Raw genomic sequence first — 15883 nt, 5'->3', positions numbered from 1 at the left:
GAGCGCGGCGTTGCAACAGTGTCGGCTATTGACTTATGGTCGGGTTCGGTCCGAGACGGATGAGGAGCACTTCGAAATGACCCAGGACGACACCCGCGAATATGTCGTGGTCCGTAACGGCGAGGAGCAGTTCTCCATTTGGCCGGTAGGGCGGGAGATTCCAGCAGGATGGGTGGCCGCAGGTAAGACCGGGTCCAGGGAGGAATGTCTCGCTCACATCGACGAGGTGTGGACCGACATGCGGCCGCGCAGTGTCCGTGAATTCATGGCCGGCTAGTGCGGTGGTACTGCGATCACCTGGACGGGGAGAGACATGGCGGCATTCCACATCGACGGCGAGCCCGGAGATGTAGCTGACATCGTGCTGTTGCCGGGCGACCCCGTGCGTGGCCGGCGCATCGCGGAGGAAATGCTCACGAATGTCAGCTGCTACAACAGAATCAGGAATGCGTTCGGTTTCACGGGCGAGTCCGGCGGTGTGCCGATCAGCGTGCAGGCCAGTGGAATGGGCGCACCGTCGATGGCCATCTACGCCACGGAACTGTTCGAGCAACACAATGTGCAGGTGGCGGTCCGGATCGGTACCTGCGCGGCGATGCGGGCGGACATCGAGCTCGGTGACCTGATCCTGGCGATGGGCGCGGTGACTGACTCGGCCGTGGTCAGCAACATTCTGCCCGGCCTGAGCTACGCGCCGACGGCGTCTTTCCCGCTGCTGGTGGCGGCGGAGCGAATCGCGCGCGAAAGGTCTCACCGCGCGCACGTCGGGCAGGTGATGACCAGCGACGTCTTCTATCACGCGGACCCAGGCCGGATGCTCGACCTGGCCGACATGGGTGTGCTCGGTCTCGACATGGAGACCGCCGCTTTGTACGCCGTCGCGTCCCGCTATCGGAGGCATTCCCTCGCGGTGCTCACGGTGACGGACAACCTCGAGAGCCGCGCCCGGTGGTCCGCTGAGGACCGCGAGCGCGGATACCTGGCGATGGTCGAAGTCGCCATTGCGGCCGCCGTAGAGGTGCGTGCGCACGCCATGGCAGGCACGGGAACGGAAACATGATCACAGCTGTGCTGTTCGACATCGACGACACGTTGGTGGACTTCAAGGGCGCCATGACGCGAGGGCTGGTCCGCCACCTCGCGCGGATCGCACCCCAGTGGACCGACGCCGGAATCACGGCGGCTTCCGCGACGTGGCACGCGGTCGAGAAAGTCCACTTCGGACGGTATCTCCGCGGCGAGACCACCTTCGAGGGGCAACGGCGGGCCAGGGCGGCCGACTTCTGCCGGGCCCACGGACTGGAACTGGGAGAGGGCGTCGAGGAACAGGATGCGTGGGTGGGGGAGTACCTGTCGCACTGCGAGCAGGAGTTCCTTCTTTTCGACGACGTGGTCGCCGCACTGGACCTGCTGCGCGAGCGGGGCCTGCGGATCGGCGCGCTGAGCAACAGCAAGCACGAGTACCAGGACTACAAGCTCCGGCTGCTCGGGATTCGCGACCGGTTCGAGGTGCTGGTGTGCTGCGACGACGTCGATGGCGTCGCCAAACCGGATCCGCGCATCTTCGCGGCCGGCTGCGCCGCGCTGGGAGTCGATGCCCCGGCCGTGGTGTACGTGGGGGACAACAAGGAGGCTGACGCGCGGGCCGCGTCACGGGCAGGACTGCAGGGGGTGTGGCTGGACCGTGGTCGCACCGGACCGTCCGAAGAAGACTTCCCGGTCATCGGCGACCTGGCGGGCCTCGCGCCGCTGCTGGGCCTTCTCGCGGACAGCCGGCAGAAAGGGAGATCATGATGCGAAAGACTCAGAGCACCCGGTCCTCGACGAGCTTCGCGGACCGGTGGTTCGACCTGTCCGAGCACCGGTCGCCGCTGTGCCTGGGAGTCGCGCCCTCGCGGAAGTGGCTGGCGAACTGGCGGTTGCCCGATGACGCCCGCGGAGCGCGCGAGTACTGCGACGTGGTGCTCAGCGCGATGCGGGAGTCGGTCGCCGTCGCCAAGATCCAGCCGTCCTTCTTCCTCCGCTTCGGTGAGGAGGGCGTGGCGGTGCTGCGGTGGTTCATCGGCAGGTTGCGGGACGCGGGGACCCTCGTCCTGCTCGACACCAAGATCGGTGACGCGGACGACACCATGGAGTCCTACGCGCAGCTCTACCTGGGACCGGACAGCGTCCTTCGAGGCGACGCGGTCACGGCGAACTGCTTCATGGGGTTCGAGTCGCTCGATCCCTTGCTGCGCAGGGCGAACGAGGTCGGCGCTGCGGTGTTCGTGCTCGTGCGGACGTCGAACCACGCCGCAGCCGGTGTCCAGTGCGCCGACCACGACGGCCTGCCGGTCTCCGCGGTGATCGCGGACCAGGTGACCGGCTGGAACGCCGAGTACGCGCCCGGCGTGCACACCGGACCGGTGGCCGCGGTGGTGGGTGCCCGTGCGCCCGAGTCCGGCTCCCTCTACCGCCGGCTCGGCCGCAGTCTCGTCGAAGTACCCGGTCTCGGCCGGGCCGACCGCAGCAGCGCCGAGGTGATCGGCTCGGCCGAGGTGATCGGGGGACGGGCGCTCTTCACCGTCACGACAGGCGTTCTGCGGCACGGTCCGGACGTGTCCGCGCTGACGTCTGCTCTGGACTCGTGGCGGAACACGCTCAGGAGGGACGTTCCGGCAGCGAGCGGTGCTTCCGGATGGGACTCGCCAGGAGCAAGCTGACGATCAGCGCCTGCCCCAGGCACACGACGAACACAGCGGTGCGGGTGTCGAGCGCGGTCGCCAGTGTCCCGCCGGTGATCGCGCCGACGGGCAGGACGCCGTAGGTCAGGAAGCGGGTGCTCGTGATGACCCGTCCCAGCAGGTGCGGCGGGCAGTAGGCTTGGCGGAAGCTGCTGGTGATCACGTTGGACACCGATACGCCCAGCCCGGTGATGATCATGCCGGCGATGAACAGGACGAGCCCGCTTCCCTTGGTGGTGAAAGGGATCAACAGGCCGAACGGCGCCGTGAAGAGTTCGGTGAGAACCAGGGCTCTCGCGTTGCCGAACCGGCTGGCGATCTTCGTCGCGAGCAACGCGCCGGTGATCCCGCCCAGCCCGCCCGCGGTGAGCAGTACCCCCACCGTCGAGGCACTGACTCCGACCGTCCGCACCAGGAAGAACATGATCACGGCTTGCAGGGCGGCGAACCAGAAGTTCGCCGCCGCGCTGTACAGGGCGATCGGCCGCAGATAGCTGTCGGAGGCGGTGAAGCGGACGCCTTCCTTCACCTCCTGAACCAGCGATGACTGCTTCGGCGCTCGTGGGGGCGGCCTGTCGTCGACCTTGACCTGGAGGAGGCACAACACGGAGATCGCGAGACTCGCCGCATGGCTGAGCAGCGTGTAGACGGTGCCGAGGACATGTGCGAGCAGGCCTGCGATGCCAGGGCCGGAGATGTGCGCGATCGACTCGCTGATGTAGAACTTGGCGTTCGCCTCAGGCAGCAGCCGATGATCCACGACAGACGGCAGCAACGTCTGGAACGCGACGAGGGTGAAGACGGCTGAGACGCCGAGCAGGAAGGCGATCACGAGTATCTGGCTCGTGCTGAGCACACCGGCCCATGCGGCGAGCGGGATGCTGGCGGTCAGCAGCAGCGACGAGATGTTGCCGGCGAGAATGATGCGCCTGGACCGCCCTCGGTCGACCCACGCGCCTGCGGGAAGCCCGATGAGCAACCACGGCAGCCACACGAGTGCTTCGATCAGGCCGACCTCCCACGCCGTGGCGTGCAGGACGTCGATGGCCACGAGGGGAATGACGACGCTGCTGATCGCCGTCCCGAGCTGGCCGATGGTCTCTGCCGTCCACAGGAACCGGAAACGCCGATCGCTGAGGAGCCGGGGCGGCGCGGGTTCGGAGATCTCTTCGTCGCTCATTTCGGGCCGTACTTTAGCTGTTCGGCCTGACGACGGGCGTCGTTGTGCTGAACAGCGATGGCCGCCTACAGTCGGCCGGGCAGGCGTAAAGCCCCCGGCTGGACGGCGGGCGACGACCCGAAGTCCTCAGTGGACAGACGTCGGACTGCCATTCTCGCTCCTCGACCGCACCGGTCACCCGGTCGGCGTCCTTGAGGGAGCTCTGCCCGGCCGGGTACTGGACGCAGAACCTCGGAACGCGCTGAGGCGAGCTCGCTGAGCAGAGCCTGCACCCCCGCGACGCTACCCGGCGGCTGATACGTTGCCTGGTGGTCGGGTTGCTGAGGATCCAGCACCCCCGCGAGAAGGGTTGGCTCGATGAGCTTGCTGCGCAGCTACGTGTCGGGTGGGTGGCACACGCCTTCGGTGGAGGGCGCGCCGTTGCACGACGCCGTGACGGGCGAGGAGATCGCCCGGATCTCGTCGGCGGGCGTCGACATGGGGGCGGCGCTGCGACATGGGCGAGAGGTCGGCGGGCCCGCGTTGCGCGAGCTCACGTTCCACCAGCGCGCGCAGCTGCTGAAGGCCCTCGGGCTCTACCTCAAGGAGCACAAGGCCGAGCTGTACGCGCTGTCCGCCCGCAGCGGCGCGACCAGGTCCGACTCGTGGATCGACATCGACGGCGGCTTCGGCGTGCTGCTCGGGTACGCGTCCAAGGCCAAGCGTGAGCTGCCCAACGACAAGGTCTACGTCGACGGGCCCGTCGAGCCGCTCGGGCGGGGCGGCACGTTCGTCGGCCAGCACATCTGCACGCCCCTGCGCGGGGTCGCGGTGCAGATCAACGCCTACAACTTCCCCATGTGGGGGCCGCTCGAGAAGTTCGCGCCCGCGTTCATCGCCGGGGTGCCGTCGCTGATCAAGCCGGCGTCCCAGACGGCGTACGTGACCGAGAAGCTGGTCGAGCTGATGCTCGCCTCCGGTCTGCTGCCCGAGGGGTCGTTACAGCTGGTCTGCGGTTCGGCGGGCGACCTGCTCGACCACCTGACCCCGCAGGACCTGGTCGGGTTCACCGGGTCCGCGTCCACCGCCCAGCACCTGCGCACGCACCAGGCCGTGATCCGGTCGTCGGTGCGGTTCAACGCCGAGGCCGACTCGCTGAACTGCTCGATCCTCGGCCCGGACGCCGTCGCGGGCACGCCCGAGTTCGACCTGTTCGTCGGCCAGCTGGTGACCGAGATGACGACCAAGGCCGGCCAGAAGTGCACGGCGATCCGGCGCGCGCTGGTGCCCGAGTCGCTGATGGACGCCGTGGCCGAGGCGACGGCGGCGAAGCTGGCCGAGGTGGTCATCGGCAACCCGGCCGACAAGTCGGTGAAGATGGGCGCGCTGGCCGGACTGGAACAGCGCGAGGAGGTCCGCCGGTCGCTGAAGGCGTTGCAGGAGAACGCATCGGTCGTCTACGGCGACGGCGCTCTGTCTCTTGTGGACGCTGACGCCGAGCGTGGCGCGTTCATGTCGCCGATGCTGCTGCGCGCCGCCGCCGACGCCGTGCAGCCGCACGAGGTCGAGGCGTTCGGGCCGGTGTCGACGCTGATGCCCTACACCTCCGTGGACGACGCCGTGGCACTGGCCGCGCGCGGTGCGGGTTCGCTGGTCGGATCGATCGTCTCGGCCGACACGGATTTCGTGCGCGACGTCGTGATCGGCGCGGCGCCGTGGCACGGCCGGTTGCTCGTGCTCGACCGAGAGGACGCCGGCGAGTCGACCGGGCACGGTTCTCCGCTGCCGATGCTCGTGCACGGCGGTCCTGGCCGGGCCGGTGGCGGTGAGGAGATGGGTGGCATGCGCGGCGTGCTGCACCACATGCAGCGCACGGCCGTGCAGGGCAGCCCGCGCGCGTTGAGTGCCATCACGAACCGCTGGGTGACGGGCGCGCCTCGCCGCGAGGACGCGGTGCACCCGTTCCGCAAGACGCTCGCCGAACTGCGCCTGGGCGACACGGTCGTGGCCGGTCCGCGTGAGGTGACGCTGGAGGACATCGAGCACTTCGCGTCGTTCACCGGCGACACGTTCTACGCGCACATGGACGAGGAAGCCGCCGCCGCGAACCCGTTCTTCGGCGGCCGGGTCGCCCACGGCTACCTCGTGGTCTCGTTCGCGGCGGGGCTCTTCGTCTCGCCGGAGCCCGGACCGGTGCTCGCGAACTACGGGCTGGAGAACCTGCGGTTCGTCACGCCGACGTTCCCCGGCGACCAGCTGACGGTGACCCTGACGGTCAAGCAGATCACGCCGCGCGAGGACCAGGAGTACGGCGAGGTCCGCTGGGACTCCGACGTGACGAACCAGAAGGGCGAGTCGGTCGCGAAGTACGACGTGCTGACGCTCGTGGCCAAGAGCTAACGCGGTTCCTTGCGGGGGAGGGGCCGGGTCGCCGGTCCCTCCAGCACCGCGCCGTCCACGTCGAAGCGCGAACCGTGGCACGGGCAGTCCCAGCTGCGTTCGGCGGAGTTGAACCGGACGAGGCAGCCGAGGTGCGTGCAGCGCATCGACACCCCGTGCAGCTCACCGTCCTCGCCGCGGTAGACGCCGGTCTTGCCCAGGCCGTCGCGGATGACGTGGGCATGGCCGCGCGGCAGGTGCTCGCTGGAGGTGGCGTCGGCGGGCATGATCCGGTCGCCGACCATCTCCGCCGCGACCTCGGCGTTCTTCTTCACCAGCGTGGGCAGCGACTTCAGGGACAGCCGGTGCGGGCTGAACCGATCGGCCAGTTCGTTCGGCTTGCCCGTCACCAGGTCCGCGAGCAGGGTCGCGGCGAACGTGCCGCTGGTCAGGCCCCACTTCATGTAGCCGGTGGCGGTGAACAGCGTGGTGTTGCCCGGCGTGTAGCTCCCGATCATCGGCAGGTGGTCGTAGGCCGTCGGGTCCTGCGCCGACCAGCGGTGCGTGATCTCCTCGACCTGCCAGTGCCTGCGCGCGAAATCCTCCAGCCGGCGGAACGGTTCCACCGCGGGCTTGCCCGTCTGATGGCTCTGACCGGCGATGATCAGCTTGTCCTCGTGCGCCGAGATCGACCAGGACGGGCTGCCGGTGCTGATGGCGAGCGCTTGCGTCGGTGCGTTGACACGGGCCGCGATGCAGTAGGCGCGGGTGAGTTCGAGGCGGGCGAAGTACAGGCCCCGGTCCAGCGTCGGGTAGTGCGTCGCCATCACGATCTTGTCGGCGGTGACGTGACCGTCGTCGGTCGACACGCGGTGCCCGCTCACGTCGACGACCCTGCTGTGTTCGCACACCCGGCTGCCGTCGCCGTCGATCTCGCCGGCCAGGCCCTGCAGGTACTTCACCGGGTGCAGGCCGATCTGGTCGTCGAGCCAGACCGCCGCGTGCACCTCGAACGGCAGGTCGACGTTCTTGGCTTCGCGCACCGGGAGGCCGGCCTGACGAGCCGCGATCAGCTCGTGGTCGACGTCGCGCACCTCGGACTCGCTGTAGGCGTAGGTGACCGCGGGGGAGCGGCGCAGGTCGCAGTCGATGTCCTTCGCCAGGTCGGCGACCTGGGCCACGGCGGCCACGGACGCGGCGGCGTAGTCGGTGGCGGCGGCCAGGCCGTGGGCCTGCCGGATCTGTGAGTACACAGTGGACTGCAGCGCGGTGACCTTGGCGGTGTTGTTGCCGGACACGCCAGAGGCGACGCGCTCGGCCTCCAGCACGACGACGTTCAGGCCACGGCGCTTGAGCAGCAACGCGGTGGTCAGGCCGGTGATGCCGCCGCCGACCACCGCCACGTCGAAGGTGTGCTGTCCGGTCAGCGGGGGACGCGACTTCGCTGGGAGGGCGGCAAGCCAGAGCGACTGGTCAGCGGTGGTGGTCATGGCGGCGGATACCCCCGTTCCGGGCGAGTATGCGAGGGCGGCTGGATACCGTCCCGCCCAAGTGGGTATGCGACTCCCATGAGCAAGCACCGGGTAGTCGTTGTCGGAGGTGGGTTCGGCGGACTGGGCGTGGTGCGCGGCCTGAAGCGCGCGGACGCCGAGGTCACGTTGATCGACCGCACGAACCACCACCTGTTCCAGCCGTTGCTGTACCAGGTGGCGACGGCGTTGCTGCCCGCCGGTGACATCGCGCCGGCGTTCCGGGCGATCCTGCGCAGGCAACGCAACGCGCACGTCCTGCTGGGCGAGGTGACCGGCTTCGACACGGCCGCCAAACGGGTGCACGTCGACCTGCCGGACGGGAGGTCGCGCCAGCTCGGGTACGACACCCTGGTCGTGGCGGCCGGCTCTCGCGACAGCTACTTCGGCCATGACGAGTGGGCCGAGTCCGCGTCACCCATGAAGACCCTCGAACAGGCCGTCGCCCTGCGCTCGAAGCTGCTGCGGGCGTTCGAGACGGCGGTGGCGGCCGAGGATCCGAAGCAGTGGCTGTCGTTCGCGGTCGTGGGGGCCGGACCGACCGGTGTCGAGCTGGCCGGGCAGCTCGCCGACCTGGCCCGCCGGGCGTTGAAGGGCCAGTTCCGGGAGATCGACCCGCGCGACGTCCGCATTACGTTGATGGATGCCGTGCCGCACGTACTGCCGCCGTTCTCGGCGCCACTGCGCGAGCACGCGCGGGTGAAGCTGGAACGGCTCGGCGTCACGGTGATGACGAGCGCCATGGTCGAGTCCATCGACGCGGAAGGCCTCACCACCAAGGACGGCGACCGGGTCGAGGCGCGCACGATCATCTGGGCGGCGGGCGTGCAGGCCTCGCAGCTGGCGCGCAAGCTCGCCGAGGCGACCGGCACCGAGACCGACCGCAAGGGCCGGATCGTGGTGAATCCCGTCGACTGCTCTGTCGCCGACGACGTCTTCGCCATCGGCGACATGGTGAACCTGAACGACCTGCCCGGCATCGCCGAGCCCGCGATCCAGGAGGGTCACCACGTCGCCCGCGTGATCAAGGCACGCCTGGACGGGCGCAGGGCCAAGCCGTTCAAATACCTCGACCTCGGCACGATGGCCACGATCTCGCCCGGTGACGCCGTCGCGGACATCAGGAAGCTGCGGCTCAAGGGGATCATCGGCAAGGCGGCGTGGGCCGGCGTGCACATCGCGTTCCTGGTGGGCTGGCGCAACCGGGTCGCGGTGCTCGCGCAGTGGACGTGGAACCTGCTTACCGGCCGTCGCGCGCAGCCGATCATCCTGGAGCCGATGCGGGCGTTCGAGCGCCGGGAAGGTTTGGCGGCGGGTAACCGGAAGGCGTGAACACGGAGCTGCTGAGCATCTACCTCAACGACCACCTGACCGGGGCGATGGCGGGCACCGAGCTCGCCCGCCGCATCAGCCGCACGCACCCCGAACTGCGGGCGCTCGCGGACGACATCGAGGCGGACCGCAAGGAGCTGCTCGACTTCATGCGTCAGGCCGGTGTCGAGCCGCGTCCGCACAGGGAGGCGCTCGGCTGGCTCACCGAGAAGGCGGGCAGGCTCAAGTTCAACGGCAGGGTGCTCGGCCGTTCGCCGCTGAGCGACGTGCTCGAACTGGAGACCCTGCGCGTCGGCATCGAGGGCAAGGCCGTGCTGTGGCGGACGTTGCTGAAGCTGAACAGCTTCGACGAGACGCGGCTGGAGCGGCTGACACGTCGTGCGGAGAGCCAGGCCGAGCTCGTCGACCAGTACCGGTTGGACCTCACGCCGCAGGCGTTCAACTCACTGAACGTGTCCGGGGTGGACGTGGAGCGCACCTTCACCGTCGCGGCCACGCCCGAGGGTGTCATCGAGTACCTGCGCGACTTCTCCCGTGCCGAGCAGTGGGATCCGGGCACCGTGTCGTGCACGCGCCTGGACGACGGCCCGGTCGAGGTGGGCTCGCGCTGGCGCAACGTGTCGTCGTTCCTCGGCCGCAAGACCGAGCTCGTCTACGAGTTGACCCGTGACGACGCGAGCGGCCTGCAGTTCGTGGGGCGCAACGACACCGCCACCTCGACCGACGACATCTCGATCACGGCGGGGGAAGCGCCGGGCACGGCCAGGATCGCCTATCGCGCGCACGTGGAGTTCAACGGGCTCGCGAAGTTCGGGGCGCCCGTGGCGAAGCTCGCGCTGGAGAAGCTGGGCACGGGCACCGAGAAGAACCTGATCCGCGTGCTCGGGCCCGTCCGCTAGACCGCGGACAGCCGTCCACGCCGGTAAAGACAAAGGAAAAACGCAGGTCAGGCCCGATTCCGCCGTTCGCGTGCGATCCCTAGACTCCCTCGGGCCGGTGGGTGAGACAGGCCCTTCCTCCTGCCGCCGCCGGCTTGGACACAGAGGGAGTACTGGGGTGTTCGAGAACAACGTCACCAGACGCGGCTTCGTCACGGGCGCGGCGGCCGTCGCCGGTCTCGCCGGCCTGTCCACCATCGCGCCGGGGCTTGCCGGCGCCGCCCCCACGCCCGACGACCAGCACACGCCCGCGGAGATCGAGGCCGCCGAGGCCGGCGTGCTGGCGCTGAAGACGTTCCAGAAGATCGACGGCACTCCCGTCTACTACTGGCGTTCCAACCGCGGCAACACGACCGCGCGCAACTGGCAGGCCACCGACGCGTTCTACAACGCGCTCGTCGCCTGGATCCGCGACCTGCGCTCCCTCTCGTCGGGCTACGGCTCGATCAGCTACATCGTCTCGGCGGGCTTCTACGTCAACAAGGCGGGTCAGCACGGCGCCGGCACCGCGATGGACCTCGACCACGTCCGCTGGTCCGGCGGCAACACCATCTCGCCGCTCGACAGGCACCACGCGTCGGGCACCGCCTCGATCCGCAAGCGCTACCTCGCAACGGAGGCCGTGTGCCGCCGCCGGTTCCGCTACGTGCTCGACGGCTGGTACAACGCCGCCCACGAGGACCACATCCACGCCGACTTCGGTGGCATGCCGGTCCGCGCGGTCAAGGCCTCCGAGTCCGACACCAAGTTCGTCCAGGCCGTGTGCAACAACTTCCGCGGCTCCGGCCTCGTGATCGACGGCGCCTGGGGCCCTGCCACGACGAGCGCGTTCAACGGCCTCAAGTCGGCGCTCGGTGTGACCGGTGACCCGCACACCAGCTCCTCGGTGTGGCAGGGAATGCTGTCGAAGATCGCGACCAAGGGGTTCGCGAACCAGAACATCTGATCTACGGCAGCAGAAGAACCGGCAAGGCCGGAGCCCATGCCTCCTGGGCTCCGGCCTTGCCGTGCGAGGGCGCGGTTCAGCTGACCTGACGGACTACCTGGGGCACTTCTTCCAGGCAAAGTGGTAGATGGTCTCGATCGAGCCGTCCGTCGAGTCCATCGCCATGAAGCTGGTCTTCTTCGGGTCGGACGTGCCCTTGTCCACCCGAAGCTCGGTGTTGATGTTGAAGTTCCGCTTCGCACCGCACGGGTGGTAGATGATCGAGGCGACGTCGGTCCTGTGCGTGACCTGCCAGCTGTCGCTCAACGCGCCGTTCCAGGTCTTGGACCGCTGGTCGTTGTCGGACATCCCCTGGAAGTAGTAGCTCGCCTTCTGCGTGCCCTTCGCTCCTCTCTCGAGGTGTGCGAATCCTCTGTAGTCGGCCTGTGCGATGCCGTAGGTGAATCCGCCGGGAACGTTCACCTTGAGGTTCAGCTGGCAGTTCTTCCGGAAATCGGTCGGCCGCGACTCGGGGCCCACCTGCGCCAGGTAGTCGCTGTAGGTGACCGTGAACGCCTTGTTGTCGGGGGAGACGGCGACGGCGGCCGTACCGGCGCGACAGCCGGAGCCGTTGACCGTGACGACGTCGATGGTGATCTGGCCCGGCGGGGGCGGGTCGGCGACCGGGGGAATGACGATGGTGGACAGAGCCAAGCCGGCTGCGGCCATCATGCTGATCATTGCTACACCTTTCCGAATGTGCAGGACAGTTCGGGCGGCGTGGTACGTGACCGTATCGGAAAGGTAGTTGACGAATCGTCCGCCAAGCAGCCCAACATTGCAGGCGAGAGCACCAAGAAATGTTTCCGCGGTGCTGGGGTGAATTGGCGCCCAGGATTGGCGGGAAGCGGTTATTTCTGGGTTGCGAAGTCTATCGGTGAAGCGTCCACCGGCCGTGCACACGACAAAGGCGCATCCGTGGCTGGATGCGCCTTTGGGTGAAACCTGGGGAAATCTAGCGCTGGTGGCCGTTGCCCATCGAGCCACCGAGGCCGAACAGGATGCGCTGGATGAGCTCGGGATCGACTTCCGGCTCGTCGCCCAGCGCCTCGGCTGCGGGGGAGCGGCGCTTCTCGCGCCGGGGCAGCGGCACCGCGTTGGCGTTCACGCCCGTCGGCAGGGCCAGCTCGCACCAGATCAGCTTGACGCCGTTGCCGAGCTGCAACTCGCCGGTGCGCAGGTCCGGGGAGGTGGGCGGCATGACGAACCTGGCTGCCTCCAGCTCGACGACGAGGTAGTCGCCGCTCAGTCGCAGTCGCAGCGTGATCAGCCGCGAGGTCTTCGGATCGGCTGACTCGATGGCGGCTTCGACCAGCGCGCAGGCGACGGCCGAGCACTCCGCGGTCATGTTGCGCAGGCGCCACTCACCAAGGGTGAATCGCACGAACAGCTCCGCGCAGTTCACCGCGGTGGGCAGCGCGATGAGTGTCAGGTCGTCGACCTGGGCGGTCTGGGCGTTCGCCTGCATGCTGTCTCCGTTTCGCGTGGGCGCGCGAGTCCGTGACAGTCACCCGAATGGCCGTCACGGTGAGCGGGAATCTACATGGGTATACGCGGGAAGCAATGGTCCGGTTGACTCACCCGTCAAAAGTCACGTGTGGGTCACGAAGAGAAGGCCCGTTGCTTACTGTGAGTATAGCGCCGGGCCCCCTCCGTGATCATCTAAGGGTCAGCATCGCTTCCAGGCGAACTGGTAACGGGTCTTGACGCTCCCGTCCGTGGAATCCATCGAAACGAACGCCGGCTGGTTCGCCGAGTTCGTGAAAGCCCGCAGCTCGGTGTTCACGTTCAGGTGCCGCACCGCGCCGCACGGCGCGAACACGATCTCCGCGACCTCGGTGGTGTCGGTGAACTGCCAGTTGTCGCTCGTCGGTGCCGCGATGTCGTGCGTGCTCGTTCCCGTGGACGACGAGCCGGAGAAGTAGTAGCCCGCGCGCTGCATGCCGCGTGCCCCTCCGGGTAAGTGCGCGAACCCGCGGTGGTCGGCCTTCGCGATCCCGAACGTGAAGCCCTGCGGGTAGTGCACGCGCAGGTTCAGCTGGCAGTTCTTGCGGAACTGCGTCGGTGTCGATCCGGAACCGGCCTGGGCGGTGTAGTCGCTGTAGGTCACCGTGAATGACGTGTTGTCGTCAGAGGCCGCTACCGCGGCCGTTCCGGCGGGGCAGCCGGAACCGTTCACCGTGACGACGTCGACCGTGATTTTGCCGGGCGGAACCACATCGGCCGTGCTCGGCGCCTCAGGGGCGACGAGGAGGGAAAGTGCCAAACCCGCGGCTGCCATCGCACTGAGCATGAGTTGCCTTCCGAATTGTGCGGGGATGGCGGCGTGCGGGTGACCTTATCTTAAATTCACTTAAGTCGTGGACGACCGACCGGGCGAACTTAAATATATTTAAAACGGATTAATCGTCTAAATGGGGGATTGGCGACGATCGGTGGTCGGCTAACTTCATGTCAGATCACAAAAGATCGACCCGGACCGACTGAATACGCTGGTCCCCACACCTGGCGCCGAGAGCCCCGGCTGATCCACCTCGTTACACCGGTGTGGGAAAGGCAAGCGCGCACTGCTCATCGGGTTCCTCCCTCCTGCTCGGGACTCGGTGGTGCGGCAGCGGTGCCGCGCAGCCGGCCGGTGCCCGCCGGCGGCGCAGGACCCGTCCCACGGTCCGCGCCGCCGGCGGAGTTCGTCTTTCGGCCCCACAAGCGCCACCTAGTGGCGCGACCCGGAACGTTGGCGAGGTAATCCACGCTCAGCAGGGCACCTCGCGGCGCCGCCCCCACGCCCCCGTACTACCAGTACGAGAACGTGGGGGCGACACCACGATGCACCCGTCTGACCCCGAATTCCCCCGGCAACGTTCCGGGCCACACCACTAGACCCTCCGGAGCCTCAATTGCACGCGTGCACCGCCCAGCGGACCGCGGTCGACGTGGAGAGAACCTCCCGTGGTCTCCGCGGCACGGCGGGCGATGTCGAGCCCCAGCCCGGTGGAACCGCCGCCGCTGGCGCCACGCCGCACCGCCCGTGCGGAGTCCGCGATGCCGGGACCCGCGTCCTCGACCACCAGCGCCACCAGATCGGCCTGGTGCACCAGCGTCACGGCGAAGCGCGTGCCCTCCGGCGTGTAGCGGAAGACGTTGCCCAGCAACGCGTCCAGCGCGGCCGCGAGATCGGCGCGGGACAGCGGCACGGGGGCGGGGCGATCGGCGCCGCGGACGGTCCAGGGCCGTTCCTGGTCGTCGGCGAGCGCGGACCAGAACACCAGCCGGTCGCGCACCACCTCCGCCGCGTCGGCGCCGCTGTCGTCGGGCTGCAGACCGGAGCGGGCGATCTTGATGATCTCGTCGACCTCCCTCTCGAGGCCCTGGACGGCCTCTCGGACGCGGTCCGCCCCCGGTCCATGTCCGAGAGTGTCCGCGTCCAGGAGAAGGGCCGTGAGAGGCGTTCTGAGGCGGTGCGACAGGTCGGCGACCACCTCGCGTTCGGCGGCGAGCAGGTGCCGGACGCGTTCGGCCATGGCATTGAAGGCCTTGCCGACCTCCTCGAACTCCGGCGGCCCCTTCACCGCGACACGCGCCGTGAGGTCGCCCTGGCCCATCCGGCGCGCGCCCTCGGCCAACGCCCTGGTGGCTTTCACGGCCCGTGCGCCCAGTCGGTCGGCCACGAGCACCGAACCGGCGACCAAGCCGACCGCGACGCCCGCCAGCACCCACCAGGTACCGATCACGCCGTGGGTCAGCTGTTCGTGCGGCACGAACGCCTCGACGATCGCGATCCCGCTCTCGCTGGTGGCCAGCGGCTGCAGATAGGCCACACCGTCGGGCTTCTCGACCGTGGACGCCGTCGCGAGCTTCTGGGCCTCCTGCAGGTCCGCCGCGGTGATGTGCGAGTAGCCGTAGGTGCCGGCCGGCGCGCTGAGGTGCACGGCCAGCCGCTGCTGACCGCCGTACCGGGTGCTCCTGATCACCTGGCGGATCTCCTGCGGCTTGCGGGTGATCAGCAACGTCTGCGTCATCGCGCCGGCCTGCTTCTCGGCCTCGCTCAGAGCGCGGTTGTACGCGGAGTCCTTCACGACGATCGCCAGCGGGATGAGGAACGCCAGCGCCACCATGCTGGTCGCCGCGAGAGCGACCAGCACCAGTGACCGCCTCATTGCGGAGCGACCATGCGCACGCCGACCCCTCGCACCGTGTGCAGATAACGCGGCTGCGCGGCCCGTTCGCCGAGCTTGCGGCGCAGCCAGGACAGGTGGACGTCGAGCGTCTGGTCGTCGCGGTGGGACGGCCAGAGGCTGGCGAGGATCTCCGCCCGCGGCACCACTTCCCCCTGCCGTGCCGCGAGGTAGGAGAGCAGCTCGAACTCCTTGTGCGTCAAGGAGAGCTCCTGGCCGTCCACTGTGGCCCTGCGGAGGTTCACGTCGATCTCCAGGCCGCCGATCACGAGCTGCCTGCTGTCGCGGGCCCGCCGGAGCACCGCCTGCAGGCGGGCTTCGAGGTGTTCGCTGGAGAAGGGTTTGACGAGGTAGTCGTCCGCGCCCGCGTTGAGCAGCCGGACGATGCCGGCCTCGTCGTCACGGGCGGTCGCGATGACCACCGGGGTGTTCGTGACGCCCCGGATCATCCGCAGCGCGTCACCGCCGTCGAGGTCGGGGAGCCCGAGGTCGAGCACCACGACGTCGTAGTCGTTCGCGGTGACTTCCCGCAAAGCCTCGATCGCGAGCGCCACACCGTGCACGATGTGGCCCTGGCCGGTGAGAGCGCGGGTGATCGCCGCCCGCACCACCGGGTCGTCTTCGACCAGCAGTACTGATGCCATGAGCCGCTACAGGAGGATT

General features: G+C 68.5%; 15 protein-coding genes. 8 read left to right on the top strand and 7 right to left on the bottom strand.

Annotated elements, in window-relative coordinates; all coding sequences use genetic code 11:
• Positions 1-76: 76 nt before the first annotated feature.
• From IG04_RS0123960 to pyrF, 4 genes are read left to right on the top strand one after another with little or no spacing between them, the layout of a single operon-like run.
• Positions 77-277 (top strand): MbtH family protein, encoded by a 201-nt coding sequence (locus IG04_RS0123960; RefSeq protein ID WP_030478949.1) that lies wholly within the window; start codon positions 77-79, stop codon positions 275-277.
• A 36-nt stretch (positions 278-313) separates the two neighbouring features.
• Positions 314-1060, top strand: coding sequence for a purine-nucleoside phosphorylase (locus IG04_RS0123955; RefSeq protein ID WP_051770532.1), 747 nt, complete (start codon positions 314-316; stop codon positions 1058-1060).
• Positions 1057-1794 carry an HAD family hydrolase gene (locus tag IG04_RS0123950; protein WP_030478947.1) on the top strand — a complete coding sequence of 246 codons (738 nt, stop codon included), beginning with the start codon at positions 1057-1059 and terminating at the stop codon, positions 1792-1794. The genes IG04_RS0123955 and IG04_RS0123950 overlap by 4 nt, the downstream gene beginning before the upstream one ends.
• Entirely contained in the window at positions 1794-2702 is a 909-nt protein-coding gene (gene pyrF / locus IG04_RS0123945) for an orotidine-5'-phosphate decarboxylase (RefSeq protein ID WP_051770527.1), read from the top strand. Before IG04_RS0123950 ends, pyrF begins: the two co-directional genes overlap by 1 nt.
• Here the strand turns inward: pyrF and IG04_RS0123940 are convergent.
• Positions 2641-3903: an MFS transporter gene (locus IG04_RS0123940; RefSeq protein WP_051770525.1), complete on the bottom strand. Its 1263-nt coding sequence runs from the start codon at positions 3901-3903 to the stop codon at positions 2641-2643. The genes pyrF and IG04_RS0123940 overlap by 62 nt on opposite strands.
• Before the next feature lie 357 nt (positions 3904-4260).
• On the opposite strand from IG04_RS0123940, the gene paaZ reads away from it, so the two are divergent.
• Entirely contained in the window at positions 4261-6282 is a 2022-nt protein-coding gene (gene paaZ / locus IG04_RS0123935) for a phenylacetic acid degradation bifunctional protein PaaZ (RefSeq protein ID WP_030478944.1), read from the top strand.
• Here the strand turns inward: paaZ and IG04_RS0123930 are convergent.
• Entirely contained in the window at positions 6279-7751 is a 1473-nt protein-coding gene (locus tag IG04_RS0123930) for an FAD-dependent oxidoreductase (protein ID WP_030478943.1), read from the bottom strand. The two genes, paaZ and IG04_RS0123930, sit on opposite strands and share 4 nt — an antisense overlap.
• 78 nt (positions 7752-7829) lie before the next feature.
• Here IG04_RS0123930 and IG04_RS0123925 point away from each other — a divergent pair, with 78 nt between their 5' ends.
• From IG04_RS0123925 to IG04_RS0123915, 3 genes are all read left to right on the top strand, one after another.
• Complete coding sequence (locus tag IG04_RS0123925) at positions 7830-9122, top strand: NAD(P)/FAD-dependent oxidoreductase (protein WP_051770523.1); 1293 nt, start codon at positions 7830-7832, stop codon at positions 9120-9122.
• Positions 9119-10021, top strand: coding sequence for an SRPBCC family protein (locus IG04_RS47710; protein WP_245816070.1), 903 nt, complete (start codon positions 9119-9121; stop codon positions 10019-10021). Before IG04_RS0123925 ends, IG04_RS47710 begins: the two co-directional genes overlap by 4 nt.
• 157 nt (positions 10022-10178) lie before the next feature.
• A complete protein-coding gene (locus IG04_RS0123915) occupies positions 10179-11006 on the top strand; it encodes an extensin family protein (RefSeq protein ID WP_030478940.1) in 828 nt (275 codons plus the stop codon).
• A gap of 93 nt (positions 11007-11099) precedes the next feature.
• Here IG04_RS0123915 and IG04_RS0123910 read toward each other — a convergent pair whose 3' ends face one another.
• The 5 genes from IG04_RS0123910 to IG04_RS0123890 form a co-directional block, all read right to left on the bottom strand.
• Positions 11100-11726, bottom strand: a complete 627-nt coding sequence (locus tag IG04_RS0123910) for a DUF4360 domain-containing protein (protein ID WP_030478939.1) — start codon at positions 11724-11726, stop codon at positions 11100-11102.
• Between the two features lie 274 nt (positions 11727-12000).
• The gene (locus IG04_RS0123905) at positions 12001-12513 is read right to left on the bottom strand and encodes a hypothetical protein (RefSeq protein ID WP_030478938.1); all 513 of its coding nucleotides are present in this window, start codon (positions 12511-12513) and stop codon (positions 12001-12003) included.
• 201 nt (positions 12514-12714) lie between these two features.
• Positions 12715-13338 (bottom strand): DUF4360 domain-containing protein, encoded by a 624-nt coding sequence (locus IG04_RS0123900; protein WP_030478937.1) that lies wholly within the window; start codon positions 13336-13338, stop codon positions 12715-12717.
• A 583-nt stretch (positions 13339-13921) separates the two neighbouring features.
• The gene (locus IG04_RS0123895; RefSeq protein WP_030478936.1) at positions 13922-15202 is read right to left on the bottom strand and encodes a HAMP domain-containing sensor histidine kinase; all 1281 of its coding nucleotides are present in this window, start codon (positions 15200-15202) and stop codon (positions 13922-13924) included.
• Entirely contained in the window at positions 15199-15864 is a 666-nt protein-coding gene (locus IG04_RS0123890; protein WP_030478935.1) for a response regulator transcription factor, read from the bottom strand. Before IG04_RS0123890 ends, IG04_RS0123895 begins: the two co-directional genes overlap by 4 nt.
• Positions 15865-15883 lie beyond the last annotated feature (19 nt).

Source organism: Lentzea albidocapillata (genome assembly GCF_000719115.1).
Classification (GTDB): Bacteria; Actinomycetota; Actinomycetes; order Mycobacteriales; family Pseudonocardiaceae; genus Lentzea; species Lentzea albidocapillata.
This window is presented reverse-complemented; position numbering and strand designations above follow the sequence as displayed.

Bases quoted from the DNA above. Each gene is read 5' to 3' on its own strand.
- IG04_RS0123960 (WP_030478949.1), top strand. From the start codon at position 77: ATGACCCAGGACGACACCCGCGAATATGTCGTGGTCCGTAACGGCGAG.
- IG04_RS0123955 (WP_051770532.1), top strand. From the start codon at position 314: ATGGCGGCATTCCACATCGACGGCGAGCCCGGAGATGTAGCTGACATC.
- IG04_RS0123950 (WP_030478947.1), top strand. From the start codon at position 1,057: ATGATCACAGCTGTGCTGTTCGACATCGACGACACGTTGGTGGACTTC.
- pyrF (WP_051770527.1), top strand. From the start codon at position 1,794: ATGCGAAAGACTCAGAGCACCCGGTCCTCGACGAGCTTCGCGGACCGG.
- IG04_RS0123940 (WP_051770525.1), bottom strand. From the start codon at position 3,903: ATGAGCGACGAAGAGATCTCCGAACCCGCGCCGCCCCGGCTCCTCAGC.
- paaZ (WP_030478944.1), top strand. From the start codon at position 4,261: ATGAGCTTGCTGCGCAGCTACGTGTCGGGTGGGTGGCACACGCCTTCG.
- IG04_RS0123930 (WP_030478943.1), bottom strand. From the start codon at position 7,751: ATGACCACCACCGCTGACCAGTCGCTCTGGCTTGCCGCCCTCCCAGCG.
- IG04_RS0123925 (WP_051770523.1), top strand. From the start codon at position 7,830: ATGAGCAAGCACCGGGTAGTCGTTGTCGGAGGTGGGTTCGGCGGACTG.
- IG04_RS0123910 (WP_030478939.1), bottom strand. From the start codon at position 11,726: ATGATCAGCATGATGGCCGCAGCCGGCTTGGCTCTGTCCACCATCGTC.
- IG04_RS0123905 (WP_030478938.1), bottom strand. From the start codon at position 12,513: ATGCAGGCGAACGCCCAGACCGCCCAGGTCGACGACCTGACACTCATC.
- IG04_RS0123900 (WP_030478937.1), bottom strand. From the start codon at position 13,338: ATGCTCAGTGCGATGGCAGCCGCGGGTTTGGCACTTTCCCTCCTCGTC.
- IG04_RS0123895 (WP_030478936.1), bottom strand. From the start codon at position 15,202: ATGAGGCGGTCACTGGTGCTGGTCGCTCTCGCGGCGACCAGCATGGTG.
- IG04_RS0123890 (WP_030478935.1), bottom strand. From the start codon at position 15,864: ATGGCATCAGTACTGCTGGTCGAAGACGACCCGGTGGTGCGGGCGGCG.